Origin of the sequence: Candidatus Tisiphia endosymbiont of Xenochironomus xenolabis (assembly GCF_964264705.1) — a bacterium.
Taxonomy (GTDB): Bacteria; Pseudomonadota; Alphaproteobacteria; order Rickettsiales; family Rickettsiaceae; genus Tisiphia.
In genome coordinates this window covers 65,189-87,981 of record NZ_OZ183473.1, presented here as the reverse complement: position 1 = coordinate 87,981, position 22,793 = coordinate 65,189, and the positions used below count along the sequence as shown (strand labels likewise).

Genomic DNA, 22,793 nt, shown 5'->3' with positions numbered 1-22,793 from the left:
GCTGATATAAGACAAACAGCTTTGTATATACTATTTTGCGTATTTGAATTTCTTTTTCATTTATCATGGAATCACATGCTTTATGGTAGCTAGCGTCTGCTCAAATTCAATTATAAGTAGGTCTTGAAAGCATGCGAGTATACGCACCCTTAGCTCAGCTGGATAGAGCAACGGATTTCTAATCCGTAGGTCAAAGGTTCGAATCCTTTAGGGTGCGCCAACACCATAATCAATTAGGCAGAAGACGCCATTGACAACCTGTTCTAACAATAAACCATATTACTTCAATAAACTGTATGAGAAAATTGAACATATTAGAAGAAATAAGCAACTACAAGATAACCTTTGAAGATATAGAAGGAATCGAAAGAATTAAAAATTAGACCTCTTTCGAAACTAATCATAAGAGTTCAAAATTATAAATTCCAGCTATAAGATTAAATCTTGACTTCTACAATTTATTACTGTTAACTGATACAATTAGCCCTATGTTAACTAACACCCACAATTTCGGATTAACTTTGTTAATCCAAAATTGGAATAATAATGTAAACAATTAGGCTAGAAGCGGTTCGTCGCCTGATTGTTAAAATAATAAAAATGGCTAATAATCTTGTTTTTAATCTGAAAAATAAGATTATTAGCTAAAAATCAGGTGCAAATGCATTTGTAAAACCGCTTCAAGAATGCATTTTCCTTATTACTTTACCAGTTTTGGATTAGAACTTTTAAATTCTAATCCAAAACTGAGGTTAACAATAAAATGTACAATATGAATATTATATGCCCCTAAGTGAAAGAGAAAATGATAAATTTTGTGATTTAATTGAAGCTAAAGAAGTTTCTGCTATACAAGAATTTTTAGCAACTAAGCCAAATTTTAATATGAATCAATCAATACTTTGTATTTCATGTTGCTCTTTTTTACAGTTTGCATTAACGAACAGTTCTTTTGATGTTATTAAACTATTAGTCGAAAACTCTATAGAGAGTCCTGAAAACTATAGAGATGGAAGAGGTAATACTGCTTTTCATGATGCAATACTCTTAAACCAACCTAAAATATTAGCATTTCTTATAAAGAAATATCCTCATTGCGTTAATACTGTAGATGATAGTGGCAATACTTTGATACATATAGCAACTCAACAAAAAAATATTGATGCAACACTAGAACTTTTAAACACAGGAGCAGACTATTCTCTATTAAATAGCCAAGGAGTAGCAGTAAGTTTTATGCCTTTATGGAAAGATAATAATCAATGTCCATTAAAATTAACTCAGCTCTATCATAAGCTTATTTCTTTTACTAATGTTACTCCAAAACTTAAACAAGAACTCACAACTATAACAGAAGAAATACCATCGCTGAAAAATTTAACTATGGTTACAATCAAAGAATTAATAGGGAATATGGATGCGGCGATACTAGAACTAGAGATAACTAAGGGATTAATAACTTCAATAAATAATATGTATCCTATATATTTGGACTATGGTGAAGTAGCTGAAACACAATCATTAGGCTTAGCGTAATGGAACGTACGAAAAACGAAATACATTGCTTGTATCCATAATTTGAAGTAGTTGAGATTTAATCTTACATTTAGTAAAATAAACAAATTATTAAATGGAGATTAAAATGAATTTAAATCAGAAAATAATAAGACCAAAAATAGGATTACTTGAACTAGGGCGTGTCATCAATTAAGTTGACATAAATATTAGGATGAGGCAAATTAGATATTGGTAAAAAAATAAGAAGGTGACCAATGTGCAGATATGCTTTAAGAGATGATCAATGGGAAAGGATAAAGGATATTTTACCTGGAAAAGAAGGAGACGTAGGAGCAAGTGCCAAAGATAATAGATTATTCGTAGAAGCTGTATTATATAGATATCGTGCTGGTATACCGTGGAGAGACTTACCAGAAAGATTTGGAGATTTTAGAGTAATTCATACAAGACATACACGTTGGAGCCAAAAAGATGTATGGAAGAAGGTTTTTGAACTACTTGCACAAGATGCAGATAATGAATATAGTATGATTGATTCAACGATTGTTAGAGCACATCAACATAGTATCGGAGCTAAAAAAAAGTCATAGTAGATGACCAAGCAATAGGTCGTAGTAAAGGTGGTTTATCAACTAAAATTCATGCAACTGTTGATGCTTTAGGAAATCCGACAGCTTTTTATTTAACCCCTGGTCAGTCGCATGATTTACAAGGTTCTGATGCTTTAATGGAAACTTTGACAAAAGCGGATACCGTAATTGCAGATAAGGCTTATGATGCTGAGGCAAGAATGAAGAATAAGATAAAAGATAAGAATTGCACTCCTGTAATTCCATCCAAGAAGAATCGTAAATTTCCTGTAGAATATGATGTAGAGCTTTATAAGTATCGTCATTTAATTGAAAATTTCTTTGCAAAACTTAAACAATCTCGAGGCATTGCTACGCGTTATGATAAACTAGCTCAGAATTTTCTGGGAGCAATTTATTTGGCTTCTTCTGTAATATTACTTAATTGATGACACGCCCTAGCTTATTTTCAATTCAGATGTATCAAAATTTTCTCACCAATTTTTCGGTAATTTTAGTTGTCGCTACACACATTATTGTATTTTTCTGCATAAAGAGAGGTAAATAGTCTGTTAAATCTAATAGATGCCAGCCAAGTACCAACACGGAGTATTTGATTAATTATCCCAATATCACTTTGCCATAATTTTTCTTTTGTAGAAAAATAAATAAATTGTCCTTTGGCAATAAAGTTTTGAAATGGCACAAATCCTAGATCTATCCTACTATCATTCGATTCATCTCTGTTATCACCAAGAAAGAAATATTTCCCTTCTGGTACATAAAAGATTTCGGTATTACCATATTGATTTTTTAATAAATGATTATCTTGTTTTAATTTATAAGAAAAATAATTTACGCCGTTAGGTAATACTTCCTTATATTTTATATAATTTCTGCCTTGTTCACTTTTATATGTTCCAACTTCAGTACGGTCTATAGCTTTATCATTTATATATACTACATCATTGATTAATTGTATTTTATCTCCAGGTAGCCCAATTAACCTTTTTATGTATCGAGGAATATTCATATTATTGGGTGGGCGGAAAACTATTATATCTCCTCTTTGTGGCTGCGACGCCAATATTCTACCATTAAAAATATTAGGATAGAAAGGAAAAGAATAATTGCTGTATCCGTAAGAATATTTTGTTGAAAAAATATAATCATGCTCCAGCAATGTTGCTTTCATTGAACCTGTTGGCACAAAGTAATTTTCCGTCACAAAAAATTTTATCATCAGTACCAAAAATATTCCAAAGATAAAAGATGAGAATTCTTGTATTGATGTTTTTTTGTTAGTAGCCTTACCTGTTATTTGCATATGTAATAATTATTTATAATGAGTAAACCCGGGTAATAATAGTCCATTACCATGTTGAAATCCAGTAATATTTTGATGAGTGTCAATAACATTCTAGGATATGTCGTCACGAGATTGTGATTGCATAATTTTATGTGATTTGTTATTATAATTGTAGTAATAAAAATAGGCGATAAGAAGCAATGAGTTTAGCACATAGAAGACATGATATAAGCGATGAGCTTTGGAATAAGATAGAAAGTAATTTACCTGGTCAGAAAGGTTGTTGGGGAGGTATTGCAAGAGACAATAGAACTTTTATAAATGCAGTGATGTGGATATTTAGAACGGGAGCTCCATGGAGAGATTTGCCTCCTGATTATGGCAATTGGAAGAATGTACACAGAAGATTCTGTAGATGGCGTGATAATGGGATATGGGAGAATTTGCTAAATATTTTTATAAATGCTCCTGATTTTGAATGGTTAATGATAGATTCTACATTTGTAAAAACTCACAAAGCAGGACTTGGAGCGAAAGGCGGGAATCAAAAGGTTAGTCGCACAAAAGGGTGCTCAATACAAAGGTACATATGGCCGTGGATGCGTATGGTATGCCGGTCAGAATTATTGTTACAGAAGGTTCCAGAAATGATTGTACTCAAGCTTGTGAGTTAATCCAGAATATGGAGGCACAACATCTTATGGCTGATAAAGCTTACGATACAAACGCCATAATAGAATCGGCTGTGAATGCAAACATAATTCCTGTAATACCATCAAAAAGAAACAGGAAGATTCAAAGAGAGATAGATAAATATCTATATAAGCTAAGGCACATTATTGAAAATACATTTCAAAAATTTAAAGAATGGCGTGGTATAGCAACAAGATATGCTAAAAATACAAAATCATACATGGCGGGTCTTTGTTTAAGGGCTTTACTAATGTGGACTCAAATCTCGTGACGACACACCCTAAATCAATCTGGTATTTATCGTCACATACTCCAAAAAAACTACATCTAGTCAGCAAGTTATAAGCAGTATCAGGCTCAAAAGCTCCAACAATCTTGCGTTGCAACTGATTCAGTGGGTTAACACCCTTACTAGCTTCTATCTTCCGTAAATAAGCCTCTCTTGCCTTAATAGCATTGTCCAACTTGAAGTTAAAGTTTGGGTTATTTGCCACAGATGGTGGACGCATTTCATGAATCAAAGTTTTTTTCATGTAATTTAGTACTGCTTGCTTGCTAGGAAAACGATTATTAGGAGAGTTTTCACTATGTTTAATCAACAACTTATTAACATAACTCAATTCGTAGTTACGACCTGTTCTCCTTCTTAACAAAGCCGCATCTTCCTCAGTTAATGGGTAAAATTCCTCTAGCTTCCTAGGCGAATACCAACCTTTAGCCTTTTTAGCAATATTGCTAATCCAACTTGCAGCTTCCGGCTCTTGCTCAGCCTCATTGCTACCTGAAGAACCGCCTGTTAAGTCTAAATCTGAGTCTGACTCATCATCAGTTGGAGATGCGTCGCCGGAATTACTGTCTGGGGAATTGTAAGGTAACGTTTCACTTACTGAGCTTACCGTTACCTCCTGAGGTAAATTAAAGCTTTGCTCCTCAGTTGACTTAAGCTCTGACGAATTTTGTTCACCTGAACTTACCGTTACTTCAAGCGGCAAATTAAAGCTTGGCTCCTTAGTTGACTCAAGCTCTGGTAAATTTTGTTCACCTCTTTTTACCTTTACCTCCTGCGGCAAATTAAAGCTTTGCTCCTCAGTTGATTCAAGCTCTGGCAAACTTTGTCCACAATTTTGTCCACAAAAACAATCCTTTTTACCGCATCTAGATATTATAGATATATATATAGATGTATTTTTTTTTTGATTTTTTTTACAGTTGAGTGGTAATTTTTTTCCGGTTGAAGTGAAATATTTTTATGGCTAGATTGAATATTTATACAATCAGAGTGGTAAGAATTATCATTAGCTTTACGAAAACTTATAAATTTTTTAAGAGTTCTAATACATAGAATATTGCGGCATTTTAGGTTATGTTTGATCGTAGTAATTAAAGAGTGATCAATGAACCCACTTGTTTGTAATTCTATTAGACATTGTTTAACCCGTTTTTGACAAACTCCTAGCTCTTTTTCGAAAAAGTGATAACCTTCTTGTAATTCTTCTGATAGTTTATCTTTTTGGTAAATTTGTAGGCGAGAAACTATCAAAGACAGAAGTTGACGAGAAGTTTTACTTAATTGCTTACCACAATTATTAGTAAGGTTTCGCCACTCAGGTGGGATGAAATTACCAACGAAATTATAAAAGATAACATCAGGATTTTCAACTGAAGCGTTAGGAAAAATTAATGATTCTGTCATATTTCCTCCCCTTGTAATAGGGTTAAAAATAGATTTTTTTGTAGGTCAAATTTCAGGATTTTTGTCTGAGAAGTGACATATGAGTTACATATGAAATGGTTATTAAGATTATAAAAAAACTGAAAGCCTAGAGGTATATGGTGGGCGATGAGAGACTTGAACTCCCGACATTCTCGGTGTAAACGAGATGCTCTACCAACTGAGCTAATCGCCCGCTTCTTTAGCTTAAGGCAGATATTGCCCCATTTCCTCAGAAAAATCAAGTTATTTCTAAAATTATTTAATTTTTAGATATAAATTGTGTGATTGTATCTTGAAATAAGTCTTTAAAGAACTAGAGTAAAAGCAAGGAGTGATACCGATCGTGTGATAGGTTAAGAGAGACCGAGTGAATCTAAGGTACCTCCTTGTAGGTGAACTTAAGTAAAATACGGACGGTAGCGTGATAGGAAAAGATCGAATTTACAATCAAGTAAAAAATACTTAAGGTAAAGGTAATTATATTAGAAAAGAGAATAAAAATGAATAACAAAGAAATATTTATAGGAATAGACGTCTCTAAGGAAACCCTTGATATCTCAATTGCAGGTAAACACTATAAAATAGCTAACAGTAAGGAAGCCCTATCAACCTTTTATAATAAGTATATCATGGGTTGCAAAGCTGTGCTATGTGTATTGGAATCTACAGGAGGTTATGAAAGTAGCACCATGCGTATTCTACAAGAATATAGCGTACCTGTACACAGAGTTCACCCAAATAAAGTACATGTTCTTGCAAAAGCTAAAGGTCATTTTGCAAAAACTGATAAACTAGATGCTATCTTACTAGAAAATTATGCTAAGTTTGTTGCTGAAGAAGAAAAAGGTGATGAATTCATATCTGAGCAAGAGCAACATTTGAAAGAGCTACGTTCCATGGAACATAATCTAGAAAATTATTTAAATACTAATAAATGCAGACTTGATCATACTAAAGATAAAGCAAAAGCTTATCTTCAAAACCAAATTGATTTTACTAAAAAACAACTTGTTGGAGTTAGAAAAGATATTGAACAAATAATAAATGATGATCCAGTTTTAAAATCCAAGAGTAATTTATTAACCAGCTATAAGGGTGTTGGTCAAAAGATAGCTAGTGTATTGTTGATAGAATTACCAGAGCTTGGAAAATTTAATCACAAGCAAATTGCAAATTTGGTTGGGGTAGCTCCTAGGACTTTTCAAAGTGGTAAAATGACAGGGAAGGCACACATTAATGGGGGCAGATTCTTTGTCAGAAAGGCACTGTACATGGTGGCTTTAGTTGCAGTTAGATATAACGAAAAAATAAAATTAGTTTATAATCGTCTTATTGCTGCTGGTAAGTCTGCAAAAATTGCTTTAGTGGCGGTAATGAGAAAAATTATTATTTGTTTAAATGCTATGTTAAAAAATAATAAAGAATTTACTCTTGACTTTTAAGACGGTAGATTCATAGACCTTGTTACAAGGTAATTGTCAGATGAAATTACGACTTGTATTTTTGTAGACTTCCTGCATAAGTCAATCTAGTTGGTGATTTTGTCGTCGAAATTTGCCTTTGCTCCGTAACAATCGTCTATGTACGCGACTTATCTTCGAGATAGAAAAGTGCTAAGAATGTGAAGGTAAAGAGGTTTGTAGGGATTTTGTTATAGGATTTGTAGTCACGTAAATGATGTTTTTTGTTTGATATTATCAGATTCCAGAGATGTAATCTCTTTCATGTATATTACAATCGTTCCAAATAGAAATTCTTGTCCTGCAATATTGCTTCGCACTTCCTATTGTGAAGGTGGGAAAATATTAAATAAAACTCTAGCTAATTTGACTAGCTGGGATAACTTGCGTATTGAAGCTTTTAAAAAAATGCTTAAAGGTGAATTTGATGGTTTAGAGGGGGTACCAGAAATTGGTGAAAGTTTTGGAACTATTTTTCTGCTAAAAAGAATTGCTGATGAAATTGGTATTATCAAGGCTCTTGGCACTAAAAATAGGCTGGCTCTTCTAAGTTTGTTTTTGGTTTTAGCACGTTTTGCTTATCAAGGTTCTAGGCTTTTCAGCGTAAAATGGGCAAAAGGTCATGCTATATCCGATATTTTATCCGTTGATTCATTTGATGAAAACCATCTATATCAGGCTCTGGAATGGCTAGAATAGAATCAGGAAAAGATAGAAATGAAATTATTTAAAACTTATCAAAAGCAAAATAACACTCCTCCTGTTATGCTTTTATATGATATCACTTCAAGCTATTTTGAAGGAACAGAGAATGAGCTTGAAGAATATGGCTACAACCGAGACAAAAAGAAAGGCAAAAAGCAAATCGTTATTGGTCTGCTGACTGATGATCATGGTGAACCTTTGGCTGTTAGAGTATTTAAGGGTAATAGTGCCGATTCTTCTACTATTTATGCTCAGATTGAACTAGTAAAATCTAATTTCGGCATTAAGAATATCGTCTTTGTTGGTGACAAAGGAATGATTAGGGGGCAGGTAAAGAGGCTATTACCAAAGAGGGATGGGGTTACATTACAAGCTTAAGTAAGGTTGAAATTGAACTGATGAGTAAAGAATTGGTTGATAAAGCTTACCATAATTTACATGAAGTAGAAGCAAATTTTAGCAGTATGAAGACAAGATTACTAGAAGTACGACCAATATTTCTAAGGAAAGGCAGCAGAACGAAAGGGCATGTATTTGTGTGTATGTTGGCATTAAAAATATGGCGACATATGAAGAATAAGGATAAAGTATGTTTTTTATATTACAATATAAAAGGTTGCGTCGTTGCAAGATTACCAAAATTAACACAGTCTCAGCAAGATTTGTTCAATTTATTTGATCTCAAAATGCCCCAAATGACAAAATCTGCAAATGATAACATGTAGTCAGTAAAGAAAATTTAATTTTCTAGACATTGTGCCGCATACTAATCCCGTCTTGTAGCATAATTTTTGCTCCTCTCCATCTGGAAGATAAGTCGCTAGTAGGTGTAGTCGACGAAGCAATTTAAAAAATGCTCAGGAATGGATTGCCGCGTCGTCACTAAAGTGGCTCACTCGCAAGGACAACATGATGGGTGCTTATTCGGTACTAATTCAGGTTAATTGACTATAGTATGCATATTTATCCAATTATCTCCTACCTTGGTTTCGACAATGAGCGGAACCATTAATTTAGATGAATTTTCCATAGTAGTTTTAATTAGTTGGGTCGCTAGTTCTACTTCATCAATGGGCGATTCAAAAAGTAATTCGTCATGGATTTGTAAGATTAGCTTGGTTTTCAATTTTAGTTGTTGAATTTTACGGTCAAGATCAATCATCGCTATTTTGATTATGTCGGCACTAGTCCCTTGGATTGGAGCGTTGATTGCTGCCCTTTCGGCAAATTGCTGTAAAGAATGTTTTTTATCATAGATTAAGGGAATAAAGCACTTTCGTCCGAAGAGATTTAGGACATAACCATGCTCTTTGGCGTAGTTTTTTGTATATTCCATATATTTTTGAATTTCTGGATATTCTTCAAAATATTTCTTTATATATTCAGCTGCTTGTGTAGAGCTAATATGTAACTGCTTTGCTAGTCCAAAAGCACTAATACCGTAGATAATGCCAAAATTTATAGCTTTTGCTTTATGCCGATGTTCGGAAGTTAACTGCTCTTTAGTAATTTTAAATATATTACAAGCGGTTTTACTATGAATATCCTCACCATTAACAAAAGCTTGTTTTAAAGAAGGTATATCTGCCATGCTACTTAATATTCGCAGTTCAATCTGTGAATAGTCCGCTGAAATTAATTTATGCTTATCTTCTGCAATAAAAGCTGCTCTGATTTTATTACCTTCTTTCGAGCGAATTGGTACATTTTGTAAATTGGGTTCTTGAGAACTAAGCCTACCAGTACTAGTTGAAGTTTGTAAAAATGTTGTATGCACCCTATGAGTTATTGGGTTTATTTGCATAGGTAAACTATCCGTATAGGTATTTTTTAATTTAGTAAAGTGACGCCATTTTAGCAATAAATCAGCAATAGCAAAGCCACTTTCGCTAATTTTTTCAAGAATTTCTGCACTAGTAGAATAAGATTTTGCTTTTGATGACAATTTACCAAAGGGTAATTGCATTTTTTCAAATAAAATTTCCCCCAGTTGCTTTGGTGAAGCGATGTTAAACTTTGTTCCGGTAATAGCAAAAATATTATGTTCTAATTGAGTAATTTCACTGCCAAATTCATCCGATAATTGTTTAAGATATGGTGAATTGACCTTAACCCCAATTTTTTCCATTTTATCTATTATATAACATAAAGGTAAATCAATATCTCGATATAGTGTTAAGGCATGGTTATCTTTTAGTTCTAGCAACAGTTTTTGGTAATTATCACTAAAGCCGGTAACTACTCTCGCTAAATTGTCTAAACTATCCTGCTGTATTCCATCAAATGGATTCTTCTGAGGCTTGCCAGCAGAAATTAGATATTGCATTAGTTCAAGATCTTCACATGAATATACTTCATTATCGATAAAGAATTTTAATAATGATTTAAGCTTATAGGTGATTTTCTTAATAGATTTATTCTTTAGCAATTGAAGAATATCAGCCATAAACCATTGTTCCAGGTAATTTTGACGAAAATCGTAAGCAAGTAAATCAGACATATTGCCAGAAATTTTAGCAATAAACTTAATATTGTAGCATTTACCATCAATTGATAAAATTATAGAAGGAGTTTGCCCAGGGTAATCGGATAAATGAATATTGATAATCCCATATTCTTCTGCCTTAGCTAGCATAGCATCAAGCTGTTGTTGAGAAGCAACTTCTTGAATTATAATTTGCTTAGTAGGTAAAGATTCGTTGGTAATTTGTATTTGGAATAAGTTCTCCACTCTTTTATTTAGAGATTTAAAACCATATTCTACCAGAAAATCAGATATTTGTTTGCTATCAGGTTGGGTATACTGCAATAAACTAAAATCTAAATCGATATCAACATTATAATCTAGACTAAATAATTGCCAGGAAATTAAGGCTAAATCTTTTGAGGAGCTGATGATTGCTCTCTGGCGATCGTTAGTGATTTGATCGAGTGAATTTAATAGCTCTGCTAATGAACCAAATTGTTTAATAAGTGTTGCCGCAGTTTTAGGACCAATGCTTGGCACGCCTGGTATATTATCGGACTTATCGCCGATCAACGCCATTACTTCCCTGATTTTACTTGGTTCTACACCAAATTTCTCTATCACGTCATCTTCGGAAATATATTTTGCTTTTATTGGGTCATACATTTTAGTATGCGAATTAATTAATTGCATTAAATCTTTATCAGAAGAAATAATGATAGTATTTTGTTGTAATGCAGAAGCTTTATGGGCTAAAGTGGCAATTATATCATCTGCTTCATAACCAGCTTTCTCAATCATTGGAAAATTTAGGCTATTTGCTGCAAGGCGAATAAGTGGTAATTGACTCTTTAAATCCTCTGGTATAGGGGGTCTATTTGCTTTATATTGCTGATAAATTTGATGACGAAAATTCTTACCACCAGAATCAAAAACTACAATAGCATGTTCTGGCTTAAAATCATTCAATAGCTTTAACAACATTGAAGTAAAACCATAAAGTGCTCCAACAGCTAAGCCACTCGGAGAAGTTAACGGTGGCTGAACATGGTAGGCTCTAAAGATAAATCCGTAGCCATCAATTATTAATAAAGTATTTTTATTAGTCATTTTGTTATTGGGTCAAATTGTTATATTTATGTATACTCAAATGATTTGAAGAATTGGCTCCGTAAAACTTCGGGGTATTCGCGTGCTCACGTACTTCATGTACGCTCCGCTCGCTCACCCCTTGTTTTACGTTCCAATTCTCCAAATCATTTGAGTATAGTATACAACAATTATAATCTGCACTAAGCTTTATTAGTAATAATTTTATAAATAATATTATATTTAAGCTGAAACAGGTTCTTCCACAAATCCCTTGATTGATATTTTATTTGACTTTTTAGACAAACAGCAAAAGCCGATAATTCCGATAAGACAACAAATGGGAACTATAGAAATTGCCACAATAAAATCATAGTGACTATAAATAGGAGTGCCAGATTCACTCAGTAATCCGTCCCAATTATAAGAGATTAAATAACTCATAATTTTGTGAAAGAAATGCCCAAAAGACATGTTGATACAATTGACTATCGCAACGGCAAGTCCAATAGATTTCTCCGTAACAAGGTTACTGACAATGGTGAAGATTAGAACCTGATAACAACAAAAAATTCCTAATAAAAACATTAAAGAACTACTAGTAAAGAAATTTAATGAAGGACAATATAATAGAATGATAAAAATTACTATTGTCAGCAATCCGGTGATAGTTATTATAGCATCAGATGATTTTACTAAATTAGCAATAAGAGCAAGTATTGGACCGCCAAGACACATCCCTATATAAACAAATGAGGTAGCTAAGTTACTATCCATATCATTCATTTGATAAATTTGTTTGAAAAATGGAATAGCCCATACATCAGCAAAACCTTCCAATGCTCCTACCATTAAACCACCAAAAATTCCGATTAACAGAATAGTAGGGTTTAATAAGAGTTTCAATATCGATAATTCGGAATCTAGAGTAGTAGTAGAATTGCTACTTACATCATCATTTTTTATCAATAAAATCATTAGTCCAATAATAAATCCGATGGCAGCTAAACTATTAAAAGTTACGTCATAACCAAAATGGGTGAATAATAGTTTCATTGGAGTAATAGCAAATACTGCTCCAATTAAGCCAAAAGTAAAAGAAAGCCCTAGCATTACGGAGTGGTATTTAGCTGGAAAACAGCTTCTAGTAATTTTAGCTACTGATAAAAACCCAACAGCAGAACCAGCTCCAATCATAAATCTACCAATGAGTAAATAATTGAAATTTTCGCTGGCAACAAAAGTTAAAGTACCAAGAGAAGTAACCAAGATAGATATGAATGTAACAATTCTAAAGTTAAATTTATCGAGCATTATGCCAATTGGTATTTGCATCCCTGCATAACCTAAATAATAATATCCAGCAACTGTACCAAATGCTATGGTATCAATGGCAAATTTTTGCATAATTTCTTCTCTAAGAATTCCAGTCGAAAGTCTTAATATAAATTGAAAGGCAAAAAACATGCTGGCAAGAGACCATAATAAAAATGGTTTTTTCAAGGATAGAGCTGTATTCATAAAAAATTTAAATTATAATAACGTTGTATTTTAAGGTGTTAAATTATAGTATTGAATAGTATTTTGTCAAACCTTTATAGACAGGAGGTTGTAGGAAATAACTAAAGTAATTAATAGGGAAATGGTATTATGACTCTAGACAAGCCAAAACATGACGAAATCTTTCGCAAATCTATGGAGAATCCTATAGTTGCTAAAGAGTTTTTGGTAACTCATTTGCCTAAAGACGTGCTGGCTTTAATCGATAGTACATCTTTAAAATTAGAAAAAGATAGTTTTATTGAGCCAGACCTTTCTGAAACTATTTCTGATGTATTATTTTCTGTTAAGTTTAATGATCAGGATGGCTATATTTTTTTGCTATTGGAACATCAAAGTACTGTTGATAAAATGATGGCATTTAGGTTATTTAAATATATGATTAATATTTGTGATCGATATTTAACTACTAATCCTAAAGCTAAATGCCTTCCAGTAATTTATCCCCTAATAATTTATAATGGCAAGAAGAAATATAACTCACCTCTTAATATATGGAATTTATTTAGCCATCCAGATTTAGCCAGAGGCTTTTGGACGAATGATTGTCAGCTTATTAACGTACATGATATTCCTGATGAAGAACTCAAGAAAAAAGTATGGTCTGGAATTTTGTTATTTTTCCTTAAACACATCCACGAACGTCAATTACTGAAAAGATGGCAGGAAATTTCTCATCTCTTGCCTAAATTGAGTAAAATAACAATAGGCCATGACCACATAAGAAATCTATTGAGCTATACTTTGACCTTTATTGAGCAAAGTGATAAAATAGAGTTAGAAAAAATATTAAAAAATAGTTTAACTAAAGAAAAAGGAGAAGAACTTATGCCTAGTATAGCTCAAGTATGGAAAGAAGAAGGGATAGAGATAGGGCTACAGGATGGTATTAAAATCGGAGAGGCTAAAGGTAGAGCCGAGGGTAGAGCCGAGGGTGAAGCTAAATTAATAAAAATGATGATAAATAATGGTAGCTCTATTGAAGAAGTAGCGAGAATGACTAGATTATCTGTTACAAGAATCAATGAACTATTGAAAGTACAGTAAACTGGCACTTATTAGCAAGGTGTTACTTTAGTAGCGACTGAAGCCAAAGGTAGAGTCGAGGGTAAAACCGAAGCAATGAAAGCTATAGCAAAAACTATGCTACTTAAACATAAGGCAGAGCAAATCGAGAGAGTAAAATGACTGACCCTCGAATTGTTAGGCTCTGTCATTTTTGAATTTATAATTGATGAGACTAGTTTGAATTATGGAGCAGTTTGAAGCATATTCGCTATTATTTACTGATAGTTTAGTAGGTAATTTAGTTATAAGTTTAGATAGTGAACTAATTGTTTATTCTATGAAGATGTTTGGTGTTTATAATAATTTAATAATACTTATTGTAGCAACTATTGCTTCATTAGTTGCTACTAGTATAAATTATTTTTTTGGTATAATGTTATTAAGAGTTTTTTATCTTGCTAAAAATGCACAGATTTATACTAATCAGCAATTATTATCTCAATTTTTTTTAAATATAACATATTTATATTATGGTTTATGCTAATACCATCGTGGGGAAATTTTATTCCTTTAATTGCCGGTTTTACTAAAACAAATTTTATAAGGGTTTTAGCTATTAGTGGTGTTATTAAATTATGCTATTATACCTATAGCATTTATATAATATAACTAATAAGGAATTAATGAACCTCTATAGAATTAACCCATCATTATCGTTTTTAGATATATTAGCTGATTTTATTTTAGATAATTTCAGTGAGAAGAATTCTATTAGCAATCTTAAGGTTATATTGCCGAGTGGTTTTGCTTGTTGGAATTTACAAAATATTTTGATTAACAAACAGCATATTGCGATTTTGCCAAATATTATTCCTTGGTCTAATATTATGGCTGAAGGTGAAGAAATTTTTGCTATCGCATCAGAAAATTTACAGCCAATAACGTTTTTGCAAGAAAAAATTATCCTGGCAGAAATCATTCATAATTATCATGATTTACAATTCAGTATAACCCAATCTTTACAATTTTGTTCAACAATATCTGAGTTATTTTACCAGCTAGCTGGTAATAATTTATCGATAGATTCGGTAAATGAAATAGAAAAAATCAATCCATCGCAACATTGGAGTGTTATTTATCAATTTCTTAAATACGTCCATTCTGAATGGCAAGAGAAGATAAAATTGTTAGGAAAGCAAGATCGGCTAAATTATCAGGTCACTATGATGGATGCAGAGATAGCAAGGCTGAAAAGAGCTGATACTAGTTTGATAGTAGCCGGTATAGTAGGGCATAATCCCATATCATGGAATTTCTTAAAGAATGTTGCTAATTCATCGGATGGTTTTATAATTTTACCGCCTATTAGTACGTGTCATTCCCGCGTAGGCGGGAATCTAGATATAGTCAATTTAGGAGAACTTGACTATAGCTATAATCCTGAAGAAGATTGCTTATATAACTTTAAAAAATTACTGACAATTCTCAATAAAAATTTATCAGATTCCCAACTTTTGGGTAATAAGCGGTCAGATCATTTGCTTTTCGATCGGATAATTTGTAACAATATATACTCGGATGATCTGGAGAATTGGAACGTAAAACAAGGGGTGAGCGAGAGGAGCGTAGATGAACTACGTGAGCACGCGAATGCCCCGAAGTTTTGCGGAGCCAATTCTTCAAAGCATTCGAGTATACCTGATGAGCCTAAACGATTAGCCGTAGATCATATAAAATATTATGAGCTTGAAGATATTTTTCAAGAGGCAGAGCAAATAAGTCTGATTTGTCAACAATTTTGCCAACAGTCTAGTGATAAGAAAATAGCTATTATTGTCAATAATCAAACAACCAAGAATTTTTATTGTAATTTTTTGACCAAATATTCCCTAGAATTCCAAGATTTGCTAGGTAATAATTTATCAGAAACGCTAATTAGTTCTCTAATAATTGCCATTAGTGAAATATTATGTAATGATTTTGATATAAAAAAGTTATTTTTACTATTAAAGCATCCTTTGATTAATCATAAATTAGTTCAAAGATTAGAGATTTTAACGAGTGGTAAAAACCGCTTTATTCGACAATCTAGCCAAATGCTGTTTTTAGTAGAAAAAACCAATGATAATGAATTAATAGAATGGTCTAAGAAGCTAATAAACTTACTTTATAGCAATAGTGGCAATAATTTTGCTAAAATATTAAAATCTTCGATTAGCATTGCTGAAAAACTTTACCGAGATATTTGGCATGAGCAGTCAGCTGCTGAATTATCAAATTTTTTATCGGAGTTAATAAATACTAATTGTAATTTAACCTTAGATAATAAAAAAGATTTTCCAAAGTTACTGAAGGGTTTAATGTCTAATTGTAAGTATTTTGCTCATAATAATTATTCTAAAAATATAATTATTGGTAAAGTAGAAGATTTAATATTACTTAAATTTGATTTAGTAATTTTAACTGACTTTAATCAAGGATGCTGGTCATCATCCTCATCTATCAGCCAATGGATTAATGAGCAAACGTTAAAAAAATTACATATGGTTGTTGGAACTTCTATCGATCAATATTATTTTTATTTATTTCTGCATAATGCCCAAGTAATAATTACTAGATCAAAAAGACAGGATGGTAAATCTGGTTTGTTACCATCGAATTTGTTACTAAAATTGCAACTTATTGCACAACAAAGTTTGATTTCAGAAAATTATTTAACATATTTATCAGAAAGTGACTTAGTGGATGTACAAAATAATGTTAATATTAATATGGTTGAGTCAATTAATCGTAGTAATCATGTGTATAGTCCAATTTTTCCTGATACAATATCAGTTACTGATATAGAAATGTTAATACGGAATCCTTATAGTTTTTATGCTAAGAAGATTTTGAATGTCAGGAGTAGAGATAGGGTAGGGCAGGAGCCTAAAATATCTGAATTTGGTAGTTTTGTTCATAAGGTTTTAGAGCAATATTCGAAAAATTATAACAAGTTAGAGAATAACAAAATTGGCTTAATATTGGATATTAGTAATAATCTGTTACAAGATGTTATCTTACCAACCTATACGCAAAAAATTTGGCAAATAAAATTTATGCCTATTGCTGAGTCTTTTGTTGAATTTGATGAACAACGTAGAAATGGTTGTAAATATATTTATTCTGAAACTAGAGGAGCAATTTCATTAAATATTGCTGGGCAAGAATTAACAATAATTGGAGTGGCTGATAGAATTGAGATAGATGAGTTTGGGGCAGCGAGCATTATCGATTATAAAACCGGTAGCTTACCGAGTAGAAAAGATATAGAAACTGGGTTATCCCCGCAGTTGATAATTGAGGCGTTAATGTTACAAGAAGGTGGTTTTGGTATGCAAATCCATAACGTTAAACAGGTTGTTTACGTAAAAATTTCTAGCTCAAAGCCAATAATCCAAACTTTAGAGATAGAACTCACTAAAGAGGAATTGGCTAGGCATAAACAAGGTATGATACGATTACTAGAATATTATATAACGAATAAAAGCTTTTCGTATGATATTGATTTACTAAAACACGATGACTATGCCTACTTGGCTAGGAGAGACGGGTGATAGTATATCAAGTAATGCTAGAACTATTGACTATATAACTTAGTTAATTCATATGTAAACGCTTATGATAAAACATACTTACCATATAAATATAAAAAACTTCTTAATAAAAATCTGTATAAAATAAAATAATACGATGCAACATGTACATATAATTAGGCTAACCATCATGGCAGTAGGCAATTTATTTTCTGAAACCATTTTAGAACTATTAGCTATAGTTGGCTTATAAATAAATATCACAAGCTTTGCTAAATAAAGTGCAGAGAATAAAGTACTTAAAGCTAGCACACCCATAACTAATATTTGATTTTGTTCAGCAGCGGCAAGCATAATATAAAACTTACTAATAAAACCACCAAAGGGGGGAATGCCAATTAACGATAAACTTGCAATACATACCATAAAGCTAGTTTTTGGCATTTCTTTACCAGCGTTGATTAGGTCAGATATCTGGTTAGTCTTCTTTAAGCTATAAATACTTCCCATTCCATAAAATAAACAGATTTTAGTAAATGAATGTGAAGATAAATGTAGGATAGCTGCTCCTATAGATTTTGAGGTAAACATCAAGCTACTAAGTAAAGCTATCCCTAATTGGTTAATCGTAGAGTAGGCTAGAATCTTCTTAATATTATCACTAGTTAATGCCTTAAAGGAACTATAAAATATGGTGATAATAGGTAAGAAAATGATCCAATTAAATTCGGCAAAAATAGAGTGTAAATATTTAAGACCAAAAATATATATCAGAATTTTATAAATACAAAAAAGTCCAGTTTTAACAACTACCACTGCATGTAGCAAAGCACTTACAGGGTAATGTGCTACCATTGCCGCTGGTAACCATTGGTGCAAAGGATATAAGGCTGCCTTCGATGTGCCAAAAATAAACATTAATAACAAAATTATGGTTTGATTTTTGGAAAAATAATGCTCGATAAAACCTTGGGAGGTAAAGTCACCATGCCCTGCTTTAGCATAAATAATTATTATAGCTGGCAAGAATAGTAATATCCCTGAGATCATCAATATTTTTAAATATTTATAGACTCCTGCCATAACTTTATCTCCACCACTATGACCAATTAATGGAGCAGTTGATAATGTTAATATTTCATAAAAAATAAACATCGTAAAGAGATTTGAAGATAATGCTACCATCCCCCCAGATAATACGCTTAGATTAATGAAGAATAGAAAACGACTAGAATTATCAATATTATTAATTGCCAAATATTTAGTGGTGTAAATTAATGCACAAATCCATAAGAAGCTCAGTAAGGTTAAGAAAATGAGACTGAGAGCTTCTAAATGCAATCCAATAGCAAAATTACTAAAGATGGTTATTGATAGATTGGCTCTTACGCCCTTCAGAAATAACCAATCAATAACTAAAATATTGACAAAAAAGAAGCTACTAATGGTAATTAATAAAGAGTTACGCGTATTATTATCACTATTACTGATAAAAGGTGTAACTAAATTTAACATAGCTAAAAGTAAAGTTGATATAATCAAAAAACTAGGGGTAACAGAAGGGTACATTAATGCCCTCCTAATAGTTGTAATTGGTTTAAGAATATTGGTAGGAGAAGTTGTATTACACTAACAAAAATTAGCCCATAATATTTATACTTAGTGCTAGACTGTAATAGTGTATAATTAGAGTGATGCCAACATAGTTTTTTGGCAATCTTATAATGATAAAGTAATGACATAGCAGAACTGATAACAACAATCACCAACTCGAGCCACAGATTTTCAACAATCAACAACTCAAAAATAGAAAGCTTAATGAAAAACATACTACTTATTGGCAAACCACAGCTACAAATTAGACTAAATACTACCAAGACACGCCATAACATACTGGTACTGGGTACGCTATGAGTATCAAAATAAGCAATGATTAGAAATAGAGCAATCTTATTAAGGCTATCAGCTAACAAAAATGGAGTTAGGATTAATTCGCCTCTAGGAACAACTAATAGCAAAAATATATAACCAATTTGTACTGCCGAAGAATATATCACAATATTTCTGACTTTTTCTTTGCTTCGGCAAGCAAAATATGTACATAAAATAATAGTTACCAAAGCGATCGGTTTGATAAAAATTGCTAAATCATTAATGATTATACTATAGTCAATGGTAAAATGAATGAACCTCAATATTATATAAATACCCATTATACTAGAGATACTGGCAAGATACGTCAAAATGACCGGAGCAACCGAAGAATAGCTTCGAATCATCCAAAAATGCATCGGGAAAAAAGCCGTTTTTAATATAGCTCCAATTAGAAAAAAACTAATAGCTAGCTTGACTATTTTGCAGTCATAATTTGTTTGAAGTAACATTGAAACATCTGACATATTGAGACTACCAGTACTACTCAATAAAAATCCAATGGCTATTAATATCAGAGTTGCCCCGACTGTACCGAGCATAAGATAATCGAAAGCACCGATAACAGCCTTGGGGTTATTACCCTGTGCCATTAGGGCATAAGCACTTAATGAAGATATTTCAATAAATACATAAAGGTTAAAAAGGTCATTAGTACTCAATATACCGAGATATCCGCTATGGGCAAATAATAAAAGTGCGTAAAATAACGATTGCCTTTTTTGATCAATAAATTTAAGTACGGTAGTTGCCAGCAATTTGTTACAGAAAATTAGAAAAAATAATAATACGCCATTAATGTAGGTAATTATAGGTTGATTCAGGTAGTCTAGTCTATATTCAATACCTATTGGGGCATGCCAATTACCAAAATCATATGATATGGTACCTTTATTAATTACCGATAATCCATAAATACTTAAAAATAAACTTAGTGCAATCGAAATAACTGCTATAATTCGAGTGACACGCACATAACGAAAAGTTAGTATTGAAAATAACGCCCCAAAAAATGGCAACAATACTTGTAAAGCTGGAAAATGTTTAATTAATATCATTTATTTCAATCATTCGGAGTCGCTTCGCTAGAATTAATTTCATGCTCCGATATAGTATTAAATTGCTTAGAGATACGATAAATTAAGCTAAGCCCTAATGACAATGTAGCAAAACCAACAACAATAGCCGTGAGCATTAGCACCTGAGGTAATGGGCTTACATAAAGCTGAGAATTCTGCAGTAAACTACGCTCAATTGGCACAATACCCCCATTTACCTTACCAAGCATCAGGTAAAAAATTAGCACAGAGCTTTGCATAACACTAAGCCCTATGATTTTACGAACATAATTATCACTGATTAACATTATAAACAAACCACTAGTTAATACGAGCAGTGTTAAAAAATATAAAATTTTTGAGATATATATAGCTTCTAAAAACATTGTTCCTTAACTTAATTAATACGGTTTAAATGCTTCATTAAACACGCATACTATTTTCTTACCATGACGTATTGACAGTTTGCGAAATACCTGTTCGATAATTACCATATTAGCATTATCTTGGGCAAGTCGATAATTTACCATCGATTCTCTAAGAGCTTCATCAACTGCAAAAATAGCTGGTAACTCAGCATTTTTATCTCTAAATTGTAAGTAAGTATACACTCCATCATCAAAAATTTTAATTGGGGCAATCGATTCATTACCACTTATCGAATAATTAAAATTATATTTCTCAGGATGAGATAAATCTAGGTTAGCTGAGGATGTAACATAAGTTTGCAAATAATCCCCTGAATTTTCATCATCAGGATAGATAAATCTTAAATTAAAAACCATTTCTGGATCTCTCATATCCGAAGCTTCTGCAGCATATAGTTCAAAAAAGTAAGTTCGCTTGTTAGTAATAATCGTCATATTAGTTGTAGCATCTTGTTCCATTGGCTTAATGAAAATTCGATGACCAGCTGGTACTATTTGCCAAGAAGTAGTATCCCCCATGGAAATACTAACTATTTCTTCCTCTTTTGCTAGCTCTATACTAGCCTGATAACCGTAGTATCCGGTGAACTTAAATACATCATCGGGACTATACACCATTACCCTAATTCTGCTATCGATCGGCAATGGTCTAGATTCTCTAACAGCCAAAGCAGTATTTACAGAAAATACTACCACAAACAATATTATTAATCGCTTCATCTTATTTCTTACTTTTATCTTCTATTAACTTAAGTCTGTAACCAGTAACCACAAAATTAAAATTTGAGTTAGGAGGTAAATGGATGTTAATGGCATCTATTTCAAAATTTATTGTTGCTTGCCACACCATATTTTCCAAAATATCATTAGCGGAGTTTTTTGCTATCGATGTAAATATGACCTCAGCCTTATTATTTTTATGATAAACCACTGATAATATATTAACAGAACGCCTTAAGGATCTTTGGTAACGCATAACTGGTGACAATGAGTTGTCAATATTCATAAAATTGGCAAATTGTCTAAATATTATACGTGTAGAACTATTCTGAATAAATATAAACTGGGGGCGAAGAAAATCATAATCATAAGATTCTCTGTGTATCACGTAATTTCTAATCATAATATCTGCAATAGAATTGATAGCATCATTTTTTATATGATTAGCATCAGTTATCGTCGCACTTTTAAGAGATTCAGCACTAATTGCGTATCTTACCTGTCGAACTGCTGGTAATAAAGTCTGAAAATTAACCACCACAGCTAGAAATAATACAAAGAAAACTACAGTAAATATCAACAAAAATGATCTTTGTACAAGCGGATATAGGTATTCAAAATTATACCATCTTCTAGCATCAACAAAATATTCACCAGACTTAATATATTCTTGAACAGAACTTAATACCTTATCCATTAGCCTAAAATAATTGATTACCTTAATTAAGCTCTGTGTACAGAACCTAATATCGGATTCTAGCACATATTAGCAAAGAAGTTATTATTTTTTTATAAAAATTATTCTTTTATACCTAAGTTTTGGATTAGAATTTAAAAATTCTAATCCAAAAACTGTTAAAGCAATAAGGAAAAATGCATTCTTGAAGCGGTTCTACGAATGCATTTTAACTTAATTTTTAGCTAATAATCTTATTTTTCAGATTAAAAATAAGATTATTAGCCATTTTTATATAGCTAACCCGACTAA

19 protein-coding genes, 2 tRNA genes and 1 pseudogene are annotated in these 22,793 nt (G+C 32.1%); 11 read left to right on the top strand and 11 right to left on the bottom strand.

Annotation, left to right across the window (positions count from 1 at the left end):
* Positions 1-143: 143 nt before the first annotated feature.
* From ACFELY_RS00400 to ACFELY_RS00390, 3 genes are all read left to right on the top strand, one after another.
* Positions 144-220 (top strand) — tRNA-Arg (locus ACFELY_RS00400).
* Between the two features lie 563 nt (positions 221-783).
* A complete protein-coding gene (locus tag ACFELY_RS00395; RefSeq protein ID WP_375333315.1) occupies positions 784-1,536 on the top strand; it encodes an ankyrin repeat domain-containing protein in 753 nt (250 codons plus the stop codon).
* A gap of 236 nt (positions 1,537-1,772) precedes the next feature.
* Positions 1,773-2,536 (top strand): IS5 family transposase gene (locus ACFELY_RS00390; RefSeq protein ID WP_375333314.1). Its coding sequence is split into 2 segments (ribosomal slippage): positions 1,773-2,105 and positions 2,108-2,536, totalling 762 coding nucleotides; the frame shifts between segments, so codons are not numbered across the junction.
* A gap of 65 nt (positions 2,537-2,601) precedes the next feature.
* On the opposite strand, the gene lepB is transcribed toward ACFELY_RS00390, so the two are convergent.
* Entirely contained in the window at positions 2,602-3,414 is an 813-nt protein-coding gene (lepB, locus tag ACFELY_RS00385) for a signal peptidase I (protein WP_375333313.1), read from the bottom strand.
* 182 nt (positions 3,415-3,596) lie between these two features.
* Between lepB and ACFELY_RS00380 the strand changes: the two genes are divergently transcribed.
* Positions 3,597-4,360, top strand: a protein-coding gene (locus ACFELY_RS00380; RefSeq protein ID WP_375333312.1) for an IS5 family transposase whose coding sequence is annotated in 2 segments (ribosomal slippage) — positions 3,597-3,966 and positions 3,966-4,360 — 765 coding nt in all. Because the reading frame shifts where the segments join, the coding sequence is not laid out codon by codon here.
* Here the strand turns inward: ACFELY_RS00380 and ACFELY_RS00375 are convergent.
* The 3 genes from ACFELY_RS00375 to ACFELY_RS00365 form a co-directional block, all read right to left on the bottom strand.
* Entirely contained in the window at positions 4,290-5,198 is a 909-nt protein-coding gene (locus ACFELY_RS00375) for a hypothetical protein (RefSeq protein ID WP_375333311.1), read from the bottom strand. The genes ACFELY_RS00380 and ACFELY_RS00375 overlap by 71 nt on opposite strands.
* 53 nt (positions 5,199-5,251) lie before the next feature.
* On the bottom strand, positions 5,252-5,782 hold the full coding sequence (locus ACFELY_RS00370) for a hypothetical protein (protein WP_375333310.1): 531 nt from the start codon (positions 5,780-5,782) through the stop codon (positions 5,252-5,254).
* Positions 5,783-5,920: 138 nt separating this feature from the next.
* A tRNA-Val gene (locus ACFELY_RS00365) sits at positions 5,921-5,996 on the bottom strand.
* A gap of 307 nt (positions 5,997-6,303) precedes the next feature.
* Between ACFELY_RS00365 and ACFELY_RS00360 the strand changes: the two genes are divergently transcribed.
* From ACFELY_RS00360 to ACFELY_RS00345, 4 genes are all read left to right on the top strand, one after another.
* The gene (locus ACFELY_RS00360) at positions 6,304-7,245 is read left to right on the top strand and encodes an IS110 family transposase (RefSeq protein WP_375333309.1); all 942 of its coding nucleotides are present in this window, start codon (positions 6,304-6,306) and stop codon (positions 7,243-7,245) included.
* A gap of 282 nt (positions 7,246-7,527) precedes the next feature.
* Entirely contained in the window at positions 7,528-7,962 is a 435-nt protein-coding gene (locus tag ACFELY_RS00355) for a hypothetical protein (protein ID WP_375333308.1), read from the top strand.
* An 18-nt stretch (positions 7,963-7,980) separates the two neighbouring features.
* Positions 7,981-8,346, top strand: coding sequence for a transposase (locus ACFELY_RS00350; RefSeq protein ID WP_375333307.1), 366 nt, complete (start codon positions 7,981-7,983; stop codon positions 8,344-8,346).
* A 20-nt stretch (positions 8,347-8,366) separates the two neighbouring features.
* Positions 8,367-8,693, top strand: coding sequence for a hypothetical protein (locus tag ACFELY_RS00345; protein ID WP_375333306.1), 327 nt, complete (start codon positions 8,367-8,369; stop codon positions 8,691-8,693).
* Positions 8,694-8,908: 215 nt separating this feature from the next.
* Here the strand turns inward: ACFELY_RS00345 and polA are convergent, their stop codons facing one another.
* Positions 8,909-11,545 carry a DNA polymerase I gene (polA, locus tag ACFELY_RS00340; RefSeq protein WP_375333305.1) on the bottom strand — a complete coding sequence of 879 codons (2,637 nt, stop codon included), beginning with the start codon at positions 11,543-11,545 and terminating at the stop codon, positions 8,909-8,911.
* Between the two features lie 222 nt (positions 11,546-11,767).
* A complete protein-coding gene (locus ACFELY_RS00335; RefSeq protein WP_375333304.1) occupies positions 11,768-13,045 on the bottom strand; it encodes an MFS transporter in 1,278 nt (425 codons plus the stop codon).
* A 129-nt stretch (positions 13,046-13,174) separates the two neighbouring features.
* On the opposite strand from ACFELY_RS00335, the gene ACFELY_RS00330 reads away from it, so the two are divergent.
* The 3 genes and pseudogenes from ACFELY_RS00330 to ACFELY_RS00320 all read left to right on the top strand — a co-directional run bounded on the left by ACFELY_RS00330 (position 13,175) and on the right by ACFELY_RS00320 (position 17,688).
* On the top strand, positions 13,175-14,131 hold the full coding sequence (locus ACFELY_RS00330; RefSeq protein WP_375333303.1) for an Rpn family recombination-promoting nuclease/putative transposase: 957 nt from the start codon (positions 13,175-13,177) through the stop codon (positions 14,129-14,131).
* Positions 14,132-14,336: 205 nt separating this feature from the next.
* Positions 14,337-14,761: pseudogene (locus ACFELY_RS00325) on the top strand (DedA family protein).
* 14 nt (positions 14,762-14,775) lie between these two features.
* The gene (locus tag ACFELY_RS00320; protein ID WP_375333302.1) at positions 14,776-17,688 is read left to right on the top strand and encodes a PD-(D/E)XK nuclease family protein; all 2,913 of its coding nucleotides are present in this window, start codon (positions 14,776-14,778) and stop codon (positions 17,686-17,688) included.
* Positions 17,689-17,766: 78 nt separating this feature from the next.
* On the opposite strand, the gene ACFELY_RS00315 is transcribed toward ACFELY_RS00320, so the two are convergent.
* From ACFELY_RS00315 to ACFELY_RS00295, 5 genes are read right to left on the bottom strand one after another with little or no spacing between them, the layout of a single operon-like run.
* Positions 17,767-19,236, bottom strand: coding sequence for a proton-conducting transporter membrane subunit (locus tag ACFELY_RS00315; RefSeq protein WP_375333301.1), 1,470 nt, complete (start codon positions 19,234-19,236; stop codon positions 17,767-17,769).
* The gene (locus ACFELY_RS00310) at positions 19,236-20,657 is read right to left on the bottom strand and encodes a proton-conducting transporter membrane subunit (protein ID WP_375333300.1); all 1,422 of its coding nucleotides are present in this window, start codon (positions 20,655-20,657) and stop codon (positions 19,236-19,238) included. The genes ACFELY_RS00315 and ACFELY_RS00310 overlap by 1 nt, the downstream gene beginning before the upstream one ends.
* A 5-nt stretch (positions 20,658-20,662) precedes the next feature.
* Positions 20,663-21,022, bottom strand: a complete 360-nt coding sequence (locus ACFELY_RS00305; protein ID WP_341749485.1) for a cation:proton antiporter subunit C — start codon at positions 21,020-21,022, stop codon at positions 20,663-20,665.
* 36 nt (positions 21,023-21,058) lie between these two features.
* Positions 21,059-21,805, bottom strand: coding sequence for a P-type conjugative transfer protein VirB9 (gene virB9, locus ACFELY_RS00300; RefSeq protein ID WP_341759259.1), 747 nt, complete (start codon positions 21,803-21,805; stop codon positions 21,059-21,061).
* A 1-nt stretch (position 21,806) separates the two neighbouring features.
* Entirely contained in the window at positions 21,807-22,502 is a 696-nt protein-coding gene (locus ACFELY_RS00295; protein WP_375333299.1) for a VirB8/TrbF family protein, read from the bottom strand.
* Between the last annotated feature and the right edge of the window lie 291 nt (positions 22,503-22,793).

Excerpts from the sequence above, each read along its gene's own strand:
- ACFELY_RS00395 (WP_375333315.1), top strand. The coding sequence starts at position 784 with ATGCCCCTAAGTGAAAGAGAAAATGATAAATTTTGTGATTTAATTGAA.
- lepB (WP_375333313.1), bottom strand. The coding sequence starts at position 3,414 with ATGCAAATAACAGGTAAGGCTACTAACAAAAAAACATCAATACAAGAA.
- ACFELY_RS00370 (WP_375333310.1), bottom strand. The coding sequence starts at position 5,782 with ATGACAGAATCATTAATTTTTCCTAACGCTTCAGTTGAAAATCCTGAT.
- ACFELY_RS00360 (WP_375333309.1), top strand. The coding sequence starts at position 6,304 with ATGAATAACAAAGAAATATTTATAGGAATAGACGTCTCTAAGGAAACC.
- ACFELY_RS00355 (WP_375333308.1), top strand. The coding sequence starts at position 7,528 with ATGTATATTACAATCGTTCCAAATAGAAATTCTTGTCCTGCAATATTG.
- ACFELY_RS00350 (WP_375333307.1), top strand. The coding sequence starts at position 7,981 with ATGAAATTATTTAAAACTTATCAAAAGCAAAATAACACTCCTCCTGTT.
- ACFELY_RS00345 (WP_375333306.1), top strand. The coding sequence starts at position 8,367 with ATGAGTAAAGAATTGGTTGATAAAGCTTACCATAATTTACATGAAGTA.
- polA (WP_375333305.1), bottom strand. The coding sequence starts at position 11,545 with ATGACTAATAAAAATACTTTATTAATAATTGATGGCTACGGATTTATC.
- ACFELY_RS00335 (WP_375333304.1), bottom strand. The coding sequence starts at position 13,045 with ATGAATACAGCTCTATCCTTGAAAAAACCATTTTTATTATGGTCTCTT.
- ACFELY_RS00330 (WP_375333303.1), top strand. The coding sequence starts at position 13,175 with ATGACTCTAGACAAGCCAAAACATGACGAAATCTTTCGCAAATCTATG.
- ACFELY_RS00320 (WP_375333302.1), top strand. The coding sequence starts at position 14,776 with ATGAACCTCTATAGAATTAACCCATCATTATCGTTTTTAGATATATTA.
- ACFELY_RS00315 (WP_375333301.1), bottom strand. The coding sequence starts at position 19,236 with ATGTACCCTTCTGTTACCCCTAGTTTTTTGATTATATCAACTTTACTT.
- ACFELY_RS00310 (WP_375333300.1), bottom strand. The coding sequence starts at position 20,657 with ATGATATTAATTAAACATTTTCCAGCTTTACAAGTATTGTTGCCATTT.
- virB9 (WP_341759259.1), bottom strand. The coding sequence starts at position 21,805 with ATGAAGCGATTAATAATATTGTTTGTGGTAGTATTTTCTGTAAATACT.
- ACFELY_RS00295 (WP_375333299.1), bottom strand. The coding sequence starts at position 22,502 with ATGGATAAGGTATTAAGTTCTGTTCAAGAATATATTAAGTCTGGTGAA.